Annotated in this window: 12 protein-coding genes; all 12 read left to right on the top strand. The window is 45.5% G+C overall.

What is annotated here, in order from left to right; genetic code table 11:
* Window positions 1-39: 39 nt before the first annotated feature.
* Window positions 40-1,653, top strand: coding sequence for a ribonuclease Y (locus tag D8844_RS01960; RefSeq protein ID WP_044021238.1), 1,614 nt, complete (start codon window positions 40-42; stop codon window positions 1,651-1,653).
* Window positions 1,654-1,787: 134 nt separating this feature from the next.
* Window positions 1,788-2,414, top strand: a complete 627-nt coding sequence (gmk, locus tag D8844_RS01955; protein ID WP_000775041.1) for a guanylate kinase — start codon at window positions 1,788-1,790, stop codon at window positions 2,412-2,414.
* Window positions 2,415-2,438: 24 nt separating this feature from the next.
* Window positions 2,439-2,753, top strand: coding sequence for a DNA-directed RNA polymerase subunit omega (gene rpoZ, locus D8844_RS01950; RefSeq protein ID WP_002874282.1), 315 nt, complete (start codon window positions 2,439-2,441; stop codon window positions 2,751-2,753).
* 171 nt (window positions 2,754-2,924) lie between these two features.
* Complete coding sequence (locus tag D8844_RS01940) at window positions 2,925-5,321, top strand: primosomal protein N' (protein ID WP_125421497.1); 2,397 nt, start codon at window positions 2,925-2,927, stop codon at window positions 5,319-5,321.
* Between the two features lie 12 nt (window positions 5,322-5,333).
* Complete coding sequence (gene fmt / locus D8844_RS01935) at window positions 5,334-6,269, top strand: methionyl-tRNA formyltransferase (protein WP_125421494.1); 936 nt, start codon at window positions 5,334-5,336, stop codon at window positions 6,267-6,269.
* Window positions 6,262-7,575, top strand: coding sequence for a 16S rRNA (cytosine(967)-C(5))-methyltransferase RsmB (gene rsmB / locus D8844_RS01930; protein ID WP_185757656.1), 1,314 nt, complete (start codon window positions 6,262-6,264; stop codon window positions 7,573-7,575). Before fmt ends, rsmB begins: the two co-directional genes overlap by 8 nt.
* Before the next feature lie 15 nt (window positions 7,576-7,590).
* On the top strand, window positions 7,591-8,331 hold the full coding sequence (locus tag D8844_RS01925) for a Stp1/IreP family PP2C-type Ser/Thr phosphatase (RefSeq protein ID WP_000401527.1): 741 nt from the start codon (window positions 7,591-7,593) through the stop codon (window positions 8,329-8,331).
* Entirely contained in the window at window positions 8,328-10,214 is a 1,887-nt protein-coding gene (gene pknB, locus D8844_RS01920) for a Stk1 family PASTA domain-containing Ser/Thr kinase (protein WP_125421488.1), read from the top strand. The genes D8844_RS01925 and pknB overlap by 4 nt, the downstream gene beginning before the upstream one ends.
* Before the next feature lie 87 nt (window positions 10,215-10,301).
* Window positions 10,302-11,060, top strand: a complete 759-nt coding sequence (locus D8844_RS01915) for a threonine/serine exporter family protein (RefSeq protein WP_000344543.1) — start codon at window positions 10,302-10,304, stop codon at window positions 11,058-11,060.
* Between the two features lies 1 nt (window position 11,061).
* A complete protein-coding gene (locus D8844_RS01910; protein ID WP_000176909.1) occupies window positions 11,062-11,517 on the top strand; it encodes a threonine/serine exporter family protein in 456 nt (151 codons plus the stop codon).
* A gap of 118 nt (window positions 11,518-11,635) precedes the next feature.
* Complete coding sequence (locus tag D8844_RS01905; protein ID WP_125421560.1) at window positions 11,636-12,808, top strand: hydroxymethylglutaryl-CoA synthase; 1,173 nt, start codon at window positions 11,636-11,638, stop codon at window positions 12,806-12,808.
* The gene (locus tag D8844_RS01900; RefSeq protein WP_125421485.1) at window positions 12,808-14,082 is read left to right on the top strand and encodes a hydroxymethylglutaryl-CoA reductase, degradative; all 1,275 of its coding nucleotides are present in this window, start codon (window positions 12,808-12,810) and stop codon (window positions 14,080-14,082) included. Before D8844_RS01905 ends, D8844_RS01900 begins: the two co-directional genes overlap by 1 nt.
* Window positions 14,083-14,205: the final 123 nt, after the last annotated feature.

Genomic DNA, 14,205 nt, shown 5'->3' with positions numbered 1-14,205 from the left:
TGTATGTCATTCGATAAACAAATTTAATGAGGTAAAAACATGGAAATCATGACACTTGCGATTGCTGTTTTTGCCGTCATCATTGGTTTAGTCATTGGATATGTCAGCATCTCAGCTAAGATGAAATCATCTCAAGAGGCTGCAGAGTTGATGCTTCTAAATGCTGAACAAGAAGCAACTAATTTACGAGGACAAGCTGAGCGCGAAGCGGATTTATTGTTAAATGAAGCCAAGAGCGAAAGCAAGTCTCTTAAAAAAGAAGCACTATTGGAGGCCAAAGAGGAAGCCAGAAAATACCGTGAAGAAGTGGACGCTGAATTTAAGTCAGAACGTCAGGAGCTCAAGCAAATTGAAAGTCGTTTGACGGAGAGAGCTGCGAGCCTTGACCGCAAAGACGACAATTTGACGAACAAAGAAAAAACACTTGAACAAAAAGAACAAAGTATTTCTGATAGAGCAAAAAACCTTGATGCACGTGAAGAGCAATTAGAGGAAGTCGAAAGACAAAAAGAAGCTGAACTTGAACGTATCGGTTCCCTTTCCCAAACTGAGGCTCGAGATATTATCTTGGCTCAGACAGAGGAAAACTTGACCAAGGAAATTGCTAGCCGCATTCGTGAGGCTGAGCAAGAGGTGAAGGAACGTTCAGACAAGATTGCGAAAGATATCTTGGTTCAGGCTATGCAGCGTATCGCTGGTGACTATGTAGCAGAGTCAACAAACTCAACAGTTCACCTACCAGATGATACCATGAAGGGACGCATTATCGGTCGTGAAGGACGTAATATTCGTACCTTTGAAAGTTTGACAGGGGTAGATGTCATCATTGACGACACGCCAGAAGTGGTAACCTTGTCAGGATTTGATCCGATTCGTCGTGAAATTGCTCGTATGACCATGGAAATGTTGCTCAAAGACGGCCGCATCCACCCAGCTCGTATCGAGGAGTTGGTGGAGAAAAACCGTCAAGAGATTGACAATAAGATCCGCGAATACGGTGAGGCTGCTGCCTATGAGATTGGTGCGCCAAACCTTCATCCAGACTTGATGAAGATTATGGGACGCTTGCAGTTCCGTACTTCTTATGGACAAAATGTCTTGCGTCATTCGATTGAGGTTGCTAAGTTATCTGGTATCATCGCCAGTGAACTTGGTGAAAATGCAGCTCTTGCCCGTCGTGCTGGATTCCTTCATGACATCGGGAAAGCTATTGACCGCGAGGTTGAAGGTAGCCATGTTGAGATTGGTACAGAGTTGGCTCGTAAGTACAAGGAACACCCAGTTGTAGTGAATACCATTGCTAGCCACCACGGCGATGTCGAAGCCGAAAGCGTCATTGCAGTGATCGTTGCTGCAGCAGATGCCTTGAGTGCAGCGCGTCCAGGTGCTCGTAGCGAGTCTCTTGAAAGCTACATCAAGCGTCTCCATGATTTGGAAGAAATCGCCAATGGCTTTGAAGGAGTGCAAAATAGTTTTGCCCTTCAAGCAGGACGTGAAATCCGTATCATGGTTAATCCAGGACAAATCAAAGACGACAAAGTCACAATCTTGGCTCACAAAGTTCGTGAGAAAATTGAAAATAATCTCGATTACCCAGGAAATATCAAGGTAACCGTGATCCGCGAACTTCGTGCAGTAGATTATGCTAAATAAATAAGAAAGAGCAGTTGAAATATTACTGCTTTTTTGTTACACTAGATAGAAAGACTGTAGAAGGATAACTGACGCGATCATCAGTATCCGAGAGAATTTTTACTTTATTTCACAGACTAACTAAAGGAGACATAATGGCAGACCGAGGCTTGCTAATCGTTTTTTCTGGTCCTTCAGGAGTTGGGAAAGGAACGGTTAGAAGAGAGATTTTTGAGAGTTCCGAGAATCAATTTCAATACTCTGTATCGATGACGACGCGTGCGCAACGTCCTGGTGAAGTGGATGGAGTGGACTATTTCTTCCGTACTCGTGAAGAGTTTGAAGAGCTGATCCGTCAAGGTCAGATGTTGGAATATGCAGAATATGTCGGTAACTACTATGGAACTCCGCTGACCTATGTCAATGAAACTCTGGACAAGGGAATCGATGTCTTTCTTGAGATTGAAGTCCAAGGAGCCCTTCAGGTTAAGAAAAAGGTTCCAGATGCTGTCTTTATCTTTCTAACGCCACCAGATTTGGATGAATTGCAAGATCGTTTGGTAGGTCGTGGAACAGATAGTGCTGAAGTGATTGCCCAACGAATCGAAAAAGCCAAGGAAGAAATTGCCCTCATGCGTGAGTATGATTATGCCATTGTCAACGATCAGGTGCCCCTCGCTGCTGAACGTGTCAAACGTGTGATCGAAGCAGAACACTTCCGTGTGGACCGTGTCATTGGTCACTACCAGGAGATGTTGCCAAAATCTCCAACTACTCGATAAACTATAGGAAACAGGTACAAGCAAATGATGTTAAAACCCTCTATCGATACCTTGCTGGACAAGGTACCATCAAAATATTCACTCGTAATCTTGGAAGCAAAACGCGCCCACGAACTAGAAGCCGGTGCGCCAGCAACTCAAGAGTTTAAGTCTGAAAAATCAACTCTTCGCGCTTTGGAAGAAATCGAGTCAGGAAATGTAACTATTCACCCAGATCCAGAAGGAAAACGTGAAGCGGTTCGTCTCCGTATCGAAGAAGAAAAACGCCGCAAAGAAGAGGAAGAAAAGAAAATCAAAGAGCAAATTGCTAAAGAAAAAGAAGATGGTGAAAAAATTTAAGGTTGGGGGGACTCAATCTTATTTTTTCTATTGCAAGAATATACTGATACTCAATGAAAATCAAAAAGCAAACTAGGAAGCTAGCCGCAAGCTGTACTTGAGTACGGTAAGGCGACGCTGACGTGGTTTGAATTTGATTTTCGAAGAGTATGACAAGGAGGAGGTGAGAGAATGGCTATCGCAAAGATTATCGTGGATGTTCCCCTGATGCAGACGGACCAGCCCTATAGTTATAAGGTTCCAGAGGAATTTGTAGAGATGCTGGAAGTCGGTATGCGGGTCCATGTTCCTTTTGGCAAGGGCAATCGTTTGATCCAAGGGATTGTGCTTGGCCTAGAGTCCCAGTCGGATGAAGAAGTGGCTGATCAGGACTTGAAAGAGATTGCAGAAGTCCTAGATTTTTCTCCAGTCTTGATCCAGGAGCAACTCTGGCTGGCTGAGGAGCTACGTAAGTCTGTCTTTTCTTACAAAATCTCCATCCTAAAAGCTATGTTGCCGGGATTTTTAAACTCCAGTTATGATAAGATTCTCTATCCTCTGGAAGGTCTGAGTCAGGAGGACCGAGAGCGCTTGTTTGGTTCAGAAGATTCGCTCGCCTTTTCTTCTCTAGATTTAGCCAAGCAGGCAGAAATGATGCGCTTGACCAGAAAAGGTCTGCTCCGCTTAGAATACCAGGCAGTCGATCAAAAGAAGGTCAAGACCCAGTCGTGGTATGAGGTTGATGCTAATCGATTAGAGCAGATTGAGATTTCTGCGCGTGCTAAGAAAAAGGCAGAGCTGAGAGACTATTTGCTGTCTCATCCTGAGAGTGCTCCTCTGGCTAGCTTGTTAGAATCCTACTCACGCGAGCAAGTCAACTTCTTTGTGGAACAAGGTGCTGTGTCCATAGTTCAAAAGGAAGTGCAACGTTCAGCCGCTTATTTTGAAGGCATTGAAGCCAGCCAACCTTTGGAATTGAATCCTGAACAAAGACAGGCACGTGATGCGGTTGTCAGTGCTATTGGCAGTCAACAGCCTCCATTCCTCCTTCAAGGGATTACAGGAAGTGGGAAAACTGAGGTTTACTTGCAGATTATCCAAGGAGCCTTGGACAAGGGGAAAACGGCTATTTTGCTGGTACCTGAAATTTCTCTGACACCACAAATGACGGAGCGTTTCATTGCTCGTTTTGGCGAGAAAGTGGCCATTCTTCACTCAGGCCTGTCCAATGGTGAAAAGTATGACGAATGGCGCAAGGTTGAGCGTGGCGATGCCCAAGTTGTCGTTGGCGCTCGATCAGCTATCTTTGCTCCTTTGAAAAATCTAGGTGTCATGATTATCGATGAAGAGCATGAAGCTAGCTACAAACAAGACAGCAATCCCCGTTATCATGCTAGAGAGGTCGCCATTTTACGGGCCCAGTACAATCAAGCAGCCCTGGTCCTTGGTTCGGCAACACCGAGCTTAGAGAGCCGTGCGCGTGCTGGAAAAGGTGTCTATCAACACTTGCGGCTAACCCAACGGGCCAATCCTTTAGCCACTATTCCTGAGGTTCAAGTGATTGACTTTCGGGACTATATCGGGCAGAATGAGACATCAAACTTTACGCCCCCTTTGCTAGAGGCCATTCAAGATCGCCTAGATAAAAAAGAGCAGGTAGTCCTCATGCTCAATCGTCGGGGTTATTCTAGCTTTGTTATGTGTAGGGAGTGTGGGACGGTGGATACTTGTCCCAACTGTGACATTTCTCTCACCCTGCATATGGATACCAAGACTATGAACTGCCATTACTGTGGCTTTTCTAAGGGGATTCCTCATGTCTGTCCCAACTGTCAGAGTCGCAGTATTCGTTACTACGGGACGGGGACTCAGAAAGCCTATGATGAGCTAGCAGAGCTCTTTCCTCAGGCACGCATTCTGCGGATGGATGTGGATACGACCCGCAGGAAGGGCAGTCACCAAACTCTTCTTGACCAGTTTGGTCAAGGGGAAGCGGATATCTTGCTGGGAACTCAGATGATTGCCAAGGGCTTGGATTTTCCCAATGTGACCCTAGTCGGAGTGCTCAATGCGGATACGGCCTTGAATCTACCTGATTTTCGTTCTTCTGAGAGAACCTTCCAACTCTTAACCCAGGTGGCTGGTCGTGCAGGTCGAGCGGAAAAGGCTGGGCAGGTCTTGATTCAGTCATACAATCCTGAGCACTATGCCATTCGATTTGCCAAGGAACAGGACTATGAAGGTTTTTATGCTTATGAAATGAGTATCAGACGCCAACTCGGCTACCCGCCTTATTATTTCACTATTGGGATTACCCTCTCTCACAAGAAAGAAGAAGAGGTTGTCAAACGTGCCTATGAAGTCATGGGAATTTTGCGATCAGGTTTATCGGAAACTAGTAAAATCCTTGGACCGACACCAAAACCCATTGCCCGTACCCACAACCTTTATCATTACCAGATTTTGATTAAATACCGTTTAGAAGATGAACTAGGGCCAACCCTCAATCGAGTTTTGGCCTTGACTCAAGAACGGGAAAATAGCGAGCTTCGTCTCAGCATTGACCACGAACCGCAGCAATTTTTATAAGAAGGAGAAGAAATGACAAAACTAATCTTTATGGGGACACCCGACTTTTCAGCAACAGTTTTGAAGGGTTTGTTATCAGATGATCGTTACGAGATCCTAGCTGTTGTAACCCAGCCAGACCGCGCTGTCGGCCGTAAAAAAGTAATCCAAGAAACCCCAGTCAAGCAGGCCGCCAAAGAAGCGGGTCTCCCTATCTACCAACCTGAAAAATTATCTGGAAGTCCAGAGATGGAAGCCATTATGAATTTAGGGGCGGATGGGATTATCACTGCTGCTTTTGGGCAGTTTCTCCCAAGTAAACTCCTTTATAGCATGGATTTTGCAGTCAACGTTCACGCTTCCCTTCTTCCCAAACACCGTGGTGGCGCACCCATTCATTATGCCTTGATTCAAGGGGATAAGGAAGCTGGTGTGACCATTATGGAGATGGTTAAGGAAATGGATGCAGGAGACATGATTTCCCGTCGCAGTATTCCTATCACTGATGAGGATAATGTTGGAACCTTATTTGAGAAATTAGCGATTGTTGGTCGTGACTTGCTTTTGGGCACCCTTCCTGCCTATATTGCCGGGGAGATCAAACCTGTGCCTCAGGACCCAAGCCAGGTCACTTTCTCGCCAAATATTAAGCCAGAGGAAGAAAAGCTGGACTGGACCAAGACCAACCGTCAACTCTTCAACCAAATCCGTGGGATGAATCCTTGGCCTGTTGCCCACACTTTTCTCAAGGGTGATCGCTTTAAGATTTATGAATCCCTGCCAGTAGAAGGTCAGGGTTCTCCGGGTGAAATCCTCTCAATTGGCAAGAAAGAATTAATAGTTGCAGCGGCTGAAGGAGCTCTATCTCTCAAGCAAGTGCAGCCAGCAGGTAAGCCTAAGATGGACATTGCTTCCTTCCTCAACGGAGTTGGACGTACATTAACTGTAGGAGAACGATTTGGTGACTAAAGTAGAAACGGCTAGAAGTCTAGCTCTAACAGTGCTAGAGGATGTTTTGATGAACCAAGCATATTCCAATATTGCTTTAAACAAACACCTCAAGGGGAGTCAACTCTCAGTAGCAGATAAGGGTTTGGTGACAGAGATTGTCTACGGTACGGTAGCCCGAAAACTGACTCTGGAATGGTACCTGTCCCACTTTATCGAAGACCGGGATAAGCTAGATAACTGGCTCTATATTCTGCTCCTCCTGAGCGCTTACCAACTTCGGTATCTGGATAAGATTCCTAATCACGCTGTTGTTAATGAAGCAGTGGAACTAGCCAAAGCGCGTAAAAAAGGCAGTGAAAAATTGGTCAACGCCGTCCTTCGTCGTATCTTGCGAGAAGGGTGGCCAGATATTGCAACTATCAAACGCAAAAACAAGCGTGATTCCATTGCCTATTCTCTCCCAGTTTGGCTAGTGTCTAAGCTCAAGGAAGAATACGGTGAAGGGCGAGCACAAGCTATTTTTGACAGTCTCTTGGTGCGTAACAAAGCCAGCATCCGAGTGACTGACTTGAACCGAAAAGAGGAAATCAAGGCCGTGTTAGAGGCGAGTGATTCTCCCTTGGCCGCTTCTGGTTTAGTCAAGGAGCAGGGACACTTTGCGGGACATGATTTGTTTTCGGAGGGTGTTATTACCATCCAAGACGAGTCCAGTCAACTGGTTGCTCCGACTCTTGATCTGCAAGGCCATGAGCAGGTCCTGGATGCCTGTGCAGCTCCGGGTGGGAAAACAGCCCATATGGCTTCTTTCCTCACATCTGGTAAGGTGACGTCTTTGGATCTTTATGATCACAAGTTGGACTTGATCCAAGAAAACGCCCAACGTCTGGGTGTGGCAGATCGAGTGCAAACGCAAAAATTGGATGCCAGAAAAGTGCATGAGTTTTTCGGTCGGGACTCTTTTGATAAGATTTTGGTAGATGCCCCCTGTTCTGGGATTGGACTTTTACGCCGCAAACCAGACATCAAATACAATAAAGAAACAGCAGATTTCACATCATTACAGGAAATTCAGCTGGAAATATTAGGTAGTGTTTGTCAAACGCTACGAAAAGGTGGTATAATAACTTATAGTACCTGTACTATTGTCTCTGAGGAGAACTTTCAAGTCGTTGAGGCGTTTTTAGAAAGTCATCCCGAGTTCGAGCAGGTTAAACTAGAACACGAATGTAAAGATATCCTGAAAGATGGCTGCATCCTGATTACTCCAGAATTGTATGGAAGTGATGGATTCTTCATTAGCCAATTTCGCAAGATATCAGAATAGGAAGGAACTGACACAATGGAAATAGCATTATTAACAGATGTTGGTCAGAAACGGACAAATAATCAGGACTATGTCAATCACTTTGTCAACCGAGCAGGACGCACTATGATCATCTTGGCTGACGGGATGGGAGGACACCGTGCAGGAAATATCGCTAGTGAGATGGCGGTAACAGACCTTGGTGTGGCTTGGGTGGATACCCAAATTGACTCAGTCAATGAAGTTCGTGAGTGGTTTGCCCACTACCTGGAGATTGAAAATCAAAAAATTCATCAACTAGGTCAGGACGAAGCCTACAGAGGCATGGGAACAACGCTAGAAGCTGTTGCGTTTATTGACAACCAAGCCATCTATGCTCACATTGGAGATTCTCGTATCGGTTTGATTCGTGGAGAAGAATACCACCAGTTGACGAGTGACCATTCCTTGGTCAACGAATTGCTTAAGGCTGGTCAATTGACTCCAGAAGAAGCAGAAACTCACCCTCAAAAGAATATCATCACCCAGTCTATCGGACAAAAAGATGAAATCCAGCCAGATTTTGGGATGATTACACTGGAGTCAGGAGATTATCTCTTGCTCAATAGTGATGGTTTGACCAATATGATTTCGGCAAGCGAGATTTATGATATCGTAACCAGTGATATTTCCCTAGCAGACAAGGCGGCAACCCTCATTCGCTTCGCTAACAATGCAGGAGGTTTAGACAACATTACGGTTGCCCTTGTTTACATGAACGAGGAGGCAGCAGAATGATCCAAATCGGCAAGATTTTTGCCGGGCGGTATCGGATTGTCAAGCAGATTGGTCGAGGAGGCATGGCAGATGTTTACTTGGCCAAGGATTTGATCCTAGACGGGGAAGAAGTGGCAGTGAAGGTCCTGAGGACCAACTACCAGACGGATCCGATTGCTGTGGCACGTTTCCAACGTGAAGCGAGGGCCATGGCGGATCTGGACCATCCGCATATCGTTCGGATAACAGATATTGGTGAGGAAGACGGTCAACAGTACCTAGCTATGGAATACGTAGCAGGCCTTGACCTCAAGCGTTATATCAAAGAACACTATCCTCTTTCAAACGAAGAAGCAGTTCGGATTATGGGACAAATCCTCTTGGCCATGCGCTTAGCCCATACTCGAGGAATTGTTCACCGGGATTTGAAACCTCAAAATATCCTCTTGACACCAGACGGCACAGCTAAGGTCACGGACTTTGGGATTGCAGTAGCCTTTGCGGAGACCAGTCTGACCCAGACGAACTCAATGCTGGGTTCTGTTCATTATTTGTCACCTGAGCAAGCACGTGGTTCTAAAGCGACCTTCCAGAGTGATATCTATGCAATGGGGATTATCTTCTATGAGATGCTAACGGGACATATCCCTTATGATGGGGATAGTGCGGTTACGATTGCCCTCCAGCATTTCCAGAAGCCACTACCGTCCGTCATAGCTGAAAATCCATCTGTCCCTCAGGCTTTAGAAAATGTTGTCATCAAGGCAACTGCTAAGAAGTTGTCAGACCGTTATCAGTCTGTTTCAGAAATGTATGTGGACTTGTCAACTAGCTTGTCTTATAATCGTCGGAATGAACCGAAACTGGTCTTTGACGATGCGAGTAAGGCAGACACTAAGACTTTACCTAAAGTTCCACAAAGTACACTGACATCGATTCCTAAAGCTCCGGCGCAGGAAGAACGCCCTCAGCCAAAGAAACCAACTCAACCAGTGGCAGAGCCGGCTCCAGCGCCAAAGCCAGCCAAGAAACGGAAGTTTAAGGCTCGCTATATGATTCTTTTGGCCAGTCTTCTATTGGTTGCAGCCTCTTTGGTCTGGATTTTGTCAAGAACACCAGCAACGATTGCTATTCCTAACGTGGCTGGACAAACCGTTGCAGAGGCTAAGGAAGCTCTTAAAAAATCCAAGTTTGAAGCCGGTGAAGAAAAGTCAGAGGCCAGCGATACAGTAGCGGAAGGACGCGTTATTCGAACCGATCCTGAAGCTGGTAGCGGCCGAAAAGAAGGAACCAAGGTCAATTTGATTGTTTCTTCTGGTAAGCAATCCTTCCAATTGAGCAATTATGTCGGACGTAAGTATACGGAAGTTGTAGCTGAACTCAAGGAGAAGAAGGTTCCTGAAAATCTAATCAAGATGGAAGAGGAAGAATCCAGCGAAAGTGAACCTGGAACCATCCTTAGACAGACTCCTGCTTCGGGTTCGACTTATGATCTCTCAAAAGCTACTACGATTACCTTAACAGTAGCTAAGAAGGTGACTAGTGTCAGCATGCCTAGCTACATCGGCTCAAGTCTTGAATTTACTAAGAATAATCTGACTCAGATTGTCGGTGTAAAAGAGGCTAATATCGAAGTTGTTGAAGTATCGACTCCTGAAGGAACAAAAGAGGGCACGGTTGTAGATCAAACGCCAAAAGCAGGAGAACTGGTTGATCTTGCAAGTACGCGTATCAAACTTTCCATTTACAAACCGAAAACACCACCGTCAACTTCATCCTCTAATCCTGCCCAACGTGGGAACCAGGGTTCTCCTACAAGTCCAAACCAGGGGAACCAACAAGGCAACAATCCTCCAACGAATCAACCAAACGGTGAAGGAAACCACGAAAGTTCTCGAGATTAAACGAATCTTTGTCATGATTTCATGACAAAGATTTTTTTTCACAAGATTTTGTGATAAAATATAGGAAGTAGAAAAAAGGAGGAGAAAATGGACGAATCGAGAGAGTTGAATGCCGTCATTGATGTGATTATGCTAGCAGGAACCATTCTCCTGAAAAGTGGCTCAGAGATTCATCGGGTTGAGGATACTATGATCCGTATTGCCCATTCGCAGGGAATAATGGATTGCAATGTTCTTGCCATGCCCGCAGCTATTTTCTTTTCTATTGAAAATACCAATATTTCTCGGATGAAACGGGTGACCTCATCCTCTTATAACATTGAAAAAGTCTGTGATGTCAACCAAGTATCACGGGAGCTTGTTGGAGGGCAGATTGATCTTTCGACAGCCTTTAAAAAGCTGAAAGAAATCGGCAATCAAGCCTTACCTTATACCAAGTTCCAAGTGACCGTAGCAGCGACCCTCAGTGCCCCTTTCTTCTCGATTATGTTTGGGGGCAATGTTTATGACGCTTTTGGTGCGGCTATTGCGACCTTATTTGGTTTTGCCTTCTCTCTCTACGTAGAGAGGTTTGTCCGCATTCCTTTTGTAACAGCCTTTGCAGGTGCCTTTGTTTTCGGCTTGATCGCCCAGTTCTGGGCCCGCTATACAGGATTTCCTTCGACGGCAGACCTGATTATAGCAGGAGCGGTCATGCCCTTTGTTCCAGGGATTGCTCTGACAAATGCGGTACGGGATATCATGACCAACCATATCAACTCTGGTATGAGCAAGATGTTTGAATCTTTGCTCATTACCCTCGCTTTAGGGGCTGGCACCTCTGTCGCCCTGGTTTTGATGACATAAGATGACTCTAACAAGTATTTTGCTCCAAGCAGTGGCGAGTTTACTCGCCATTATCACCTTTCTAATCGTACTGAATGTTCAACGCTCCATGCTCCTACCTGGTGGTGTTTTGGGAATGGGCGTTTGGCTCCTCTATCTCGTCCTCAAAGAACCAACCAATGTTATTGTCGCGACCTTTATCGCAGCAGTAATTGGCTCTTGCATCAGCCAGATTTTAAGTATTGTCTACAAGACACCAGCGGTGGTCTTTGTCTTGGCTATTCTTGCCCCCTTGGTGCCAGGTTATTTATCCTATCGAACGACAGCTTTCTTTGTGACAGGCGATTACAGCCATGCAATTGCTAGCGCGACTTTGGTGGTTATGTTAGCTCTTGTTATTTCTATTGGAATGGCAAGTGGAACGGTAATTCTAAAGCTTTATTACTACATCCGAAAACAACGAGGAATCTCTTCCTAATACAATCAAAGCAAAGACTTGATTTGTTGAATCAAGTCTTTTTTCTCTCTTTTGTTCCTATTTGTGATAAAATAGAATGAAACGATTTTTTACAATGAATGAAAAAACAGAGGTAAATATGACAATCGGTATTGATAAGATTGGTTTTGCGACCAGTCACTATGTCTTGAAATTACAAGACTTAGCAGAAGCGAGGGGAGTTGACCCCGAAAAATTTAGCAAGGGACTCTTGTTAAATGAAATTAGTATTGCGCCACTGACTGAGGACATTGTTACCTTGGCAGCTAGTGCAAGCAACTCTATTTTAACAGACAAAGAAAAAGAAGAAATCGATATGGTCATTGTGGCGACTGAGTCAGGGATTGACCAGAGTAAGGCAGCGGCAGTCTTTGTTCATGGCCTATTAGGCATTCAGCCTTTCGCCCGTAGCTTTGAAATCAAAGAAGCCTGCTATGGAGCGACAGCTGCCCTTCATTATGCTAAATTGCATGTGGAAAATTCTCCAGAGTCCAAGGTTTTGGTCATTGCCAGTGATATTGCCAAGTATGGTGTGGGAACTCCTGGTGAACCAACTCAGGGTGCTGGAAGTGTGGCGATGCTGATCACCCAAAATCCGCGTATCATGGCCTTTAACAATGATAACGTTGCTCAAACGCGCGACATCATGGATTTCTGGCGTCCGAACTATTCAAGCACTCCTTATGTAAACGGCATGTACTCGACCCAACAGTATCTTGATTGCCTGACAACGACTTGGGATGAATACAAGAAACGCTACGATTGGACTATGGATGACTTTGCGGCTATCTGCTTCCATTTGCCTTATCCTAAGTTGGCCCTAAAAGGCTTGCGCAAGATGATGGACAAGACTCTATCTCAGGAGAAGCAGGATAGTTTGCAAGAAAACTTTGACAAATCAATTCTCTACAGTCAGATGATTGGGAATATCTACACAGGTTCCCTCTTCCTCGGGCTCCTCTCTCTTTTGGAAAATGCAGAGACTTTGAAGGCTGGAGATAAAATTGCCCTCTACAGTTACGGAAGTGGAGCGGTTTCAGAGTTCTTTAGTGGAGAGCTGGTCGAAGGCTATGAGGCTTACCTTGATAAGGATCGCTTGAGCAAACTCAAGCAACGTACAGCATTGTCTGTTGCAGACTATGAAAAAGTCTTTTTCGAAGAGGTGCAGTTGGATGAATCTGGTTCAGCCCAATTTACAGCTTATGAACATCAAGACTACGCCTTGGTTGAAATTGTCGACCACCAACGCCGTTATAGCAAGGTTGAAAAATAATGAAGATAAGTTGGAATGGATTTTCTAAAAAAACATACCATGAGCGCCTTGAGTTGTTGCGAGCTCAGGCGCTCCTTAGTCCTGAAAAGCAAACCAGTCTGGAGCAGGATGAACAGATCAGTTTGGCTGTTGCAGACCAGCTGAGTGAGAATGTGGTAGGAACTTTTTCTCTTCCTTATTCGATCATTCCAGAGCTTTTGGTGAATGGTCAGGACTATACAGTTCCCTATGTGACAGAAGAACCCTCAGTGGTTGCTGCGGCCAGCTATGCAAGTAAAATCATCAAGCGGTCTGGTGGCTTTACTGCTCAGGTTCATCTGCGCCAGATGATTGGTCAGGTAGCCCTTTATCAAGTTGCTGATCCTGAACAAGCGCAAGAGAAGATTGTCAGCAAGAAGGCGGAGCTCTTAGAACTTGCCAATCAAGCCTATCCGTCCATCGTCAAACGTGGGGGTGGGGCGCGTGATTTGCATGTAGAGCAGATCAAAGGTGAAACAGACTTTCTCGTTGTTTATCTCCATGTCGATACCCAGGAAGCCATGGGAGCCAATATGCTCAACACCATGCTGGAATCCTTGAAGCCAGTCTTAGAAGAACTCAGTCAAGGACAAAGCCTTATAGGAATTTTGTCCAACTACGCGACCGATTCTCTGGTGACTGCAAGTTGTCGCATCGCCTTTCGCTACTTGAGTCCCCAAAGGGATCAAGGACGAGAAATTGCGGAGAAAATGGCTTTGGCTAGCCAGTTTGCGCAGGCAGATCCTTACCGAGCAGCTACTCATAATAAAGGGATTTTTAACGGTATCGATGCCATTTTGATTGCTACTGGTAATGACTGGCGTGCCATCGAAGCTGGTGCCCATGCCTTTGCCAGTCGAGATGGACGCTATCAAGGTCTTAGTCAATGGACGCTGGACATGGAAAGAGAAGAATTGGTCGGTGAGATGACCCTGCCCATGCCGGTAGCGACCAAGGGTGGCTCTATCGGTCTCAACCCTCGTGTAGCCCTCAGTCATGAACTACTAGGGAATCCTTCTGCCAAGGAATTGGCCCAGATTGTCGTGTCTATCGGTCTTGCCCAAAACTTTGCGGCCCTCAAAGCCTTGGTCAGTACGGGCATCCAGCAAGGTCACATGAAATTGCAAGCCAAATCCTTAGCTCTCCTAGCTGGTGCTAGTGAGACAGAGGTTGCTCCCCTTGTTGAGCGCCTCATCGCAGATAAAACCTTTAACTTAGAGACAGCCCAGCGCTATCTCGAAAACTTAAGATCATAAAAAACTCAGACGAATCAGTCTGAGTTTTCTTGTGTTTATAGTCAATGAAAATCAAAAAGCAAACTAGGAAGCTAGCTGCAGGCTGCTCAAAACACTGTTTTGAGGTTGCAGATGGAAGCTGAC

Origin of the sequence: Streptococcus oralis (assembly GCF_003942875.1) — a bacterium.
GTDB classification, from domain to species: domain Bacteria; phylum Bacillota; class Bacilli; order Lactobacillales; family Streptococcaceae; genus Streptococcus; species Streptococcus oralis_BX.
Note: the sequence above shows the minus strand (reverse complement) of the source record. Positions and strands in the feature narration are given on the sequence as shown.

Coding starts and splice junctions, on each gene's coding strand:
- D8844_RS01960 (WP_044021238.1), top strand. CDS start 40: ATGGAAATCATGACACTTGCGATTGCTGTTTTTGCCGTCATCATTGGT.
- gmk (WP_000775041.1), top strand. CDS start 1,788: ATGGCAGACCGAGGCTTGCTAATCGTTTTTTCTGGTCCTTCAGGAGTT.
- rpoZ (WP_002874282.1), top strand. CDS start 2,439: ATGATGTTAAAACCCTCTATCGATACCTTGCTGGACAAGGTACCATCA.
- D8844_RS01940 (WP_125421497.1), top strand. CDS start 2,925: ATGGCTATCGCAAAGATTATCGTGGATGTTCCCCTGATGCAGACGGAC.
- fmt (WP_125421494.1), top strand. CDS start 5,334: ATGACAAAACTAATCTTTATGGGGACACCCGACTTTTCAGCAACAGTT.
- D8844_RS01925 (WP_000401527.1), top strand. CDS start 7,591: ATGGAAATAGCATTATTAACAGATGTTGGTCAGAAACGGACAAATAAT.
- pknB (WP_125421488.1), top strand. CDS start 8,328: ATGATCCAAATCGGCAAGATTTTTGCCGGGCGGTATCGGATTGTCAAG.
- D8844_RS01915 (WP_000344543.1), top strand. CDS start 10,302: ATGGACGAATCGAGAGAGTTGAATGCCGTCATTGATGTGATTATGCTA.
- D8844_RS01910 (WP_000176909.1), top strand. CDS start 11,062: ATGACTCTAACAAGTATTTTGCTCCAAGCAGTGGCGAGTTTACTCGCC.
- D8844_RS01905 (WP_125421560.1), top strand. CDS start 11,636: ATGACAATCGGTATTGATAAGATTGGTTTTGCGACCAGTCACTATGTC.
- D8844_RS01900 (WP_125421485.1), top strand. CDS start 12,808: ATGAAGATAAGTTGGAATGGATTTTCTAAAAAAACATACCATGAGCGC.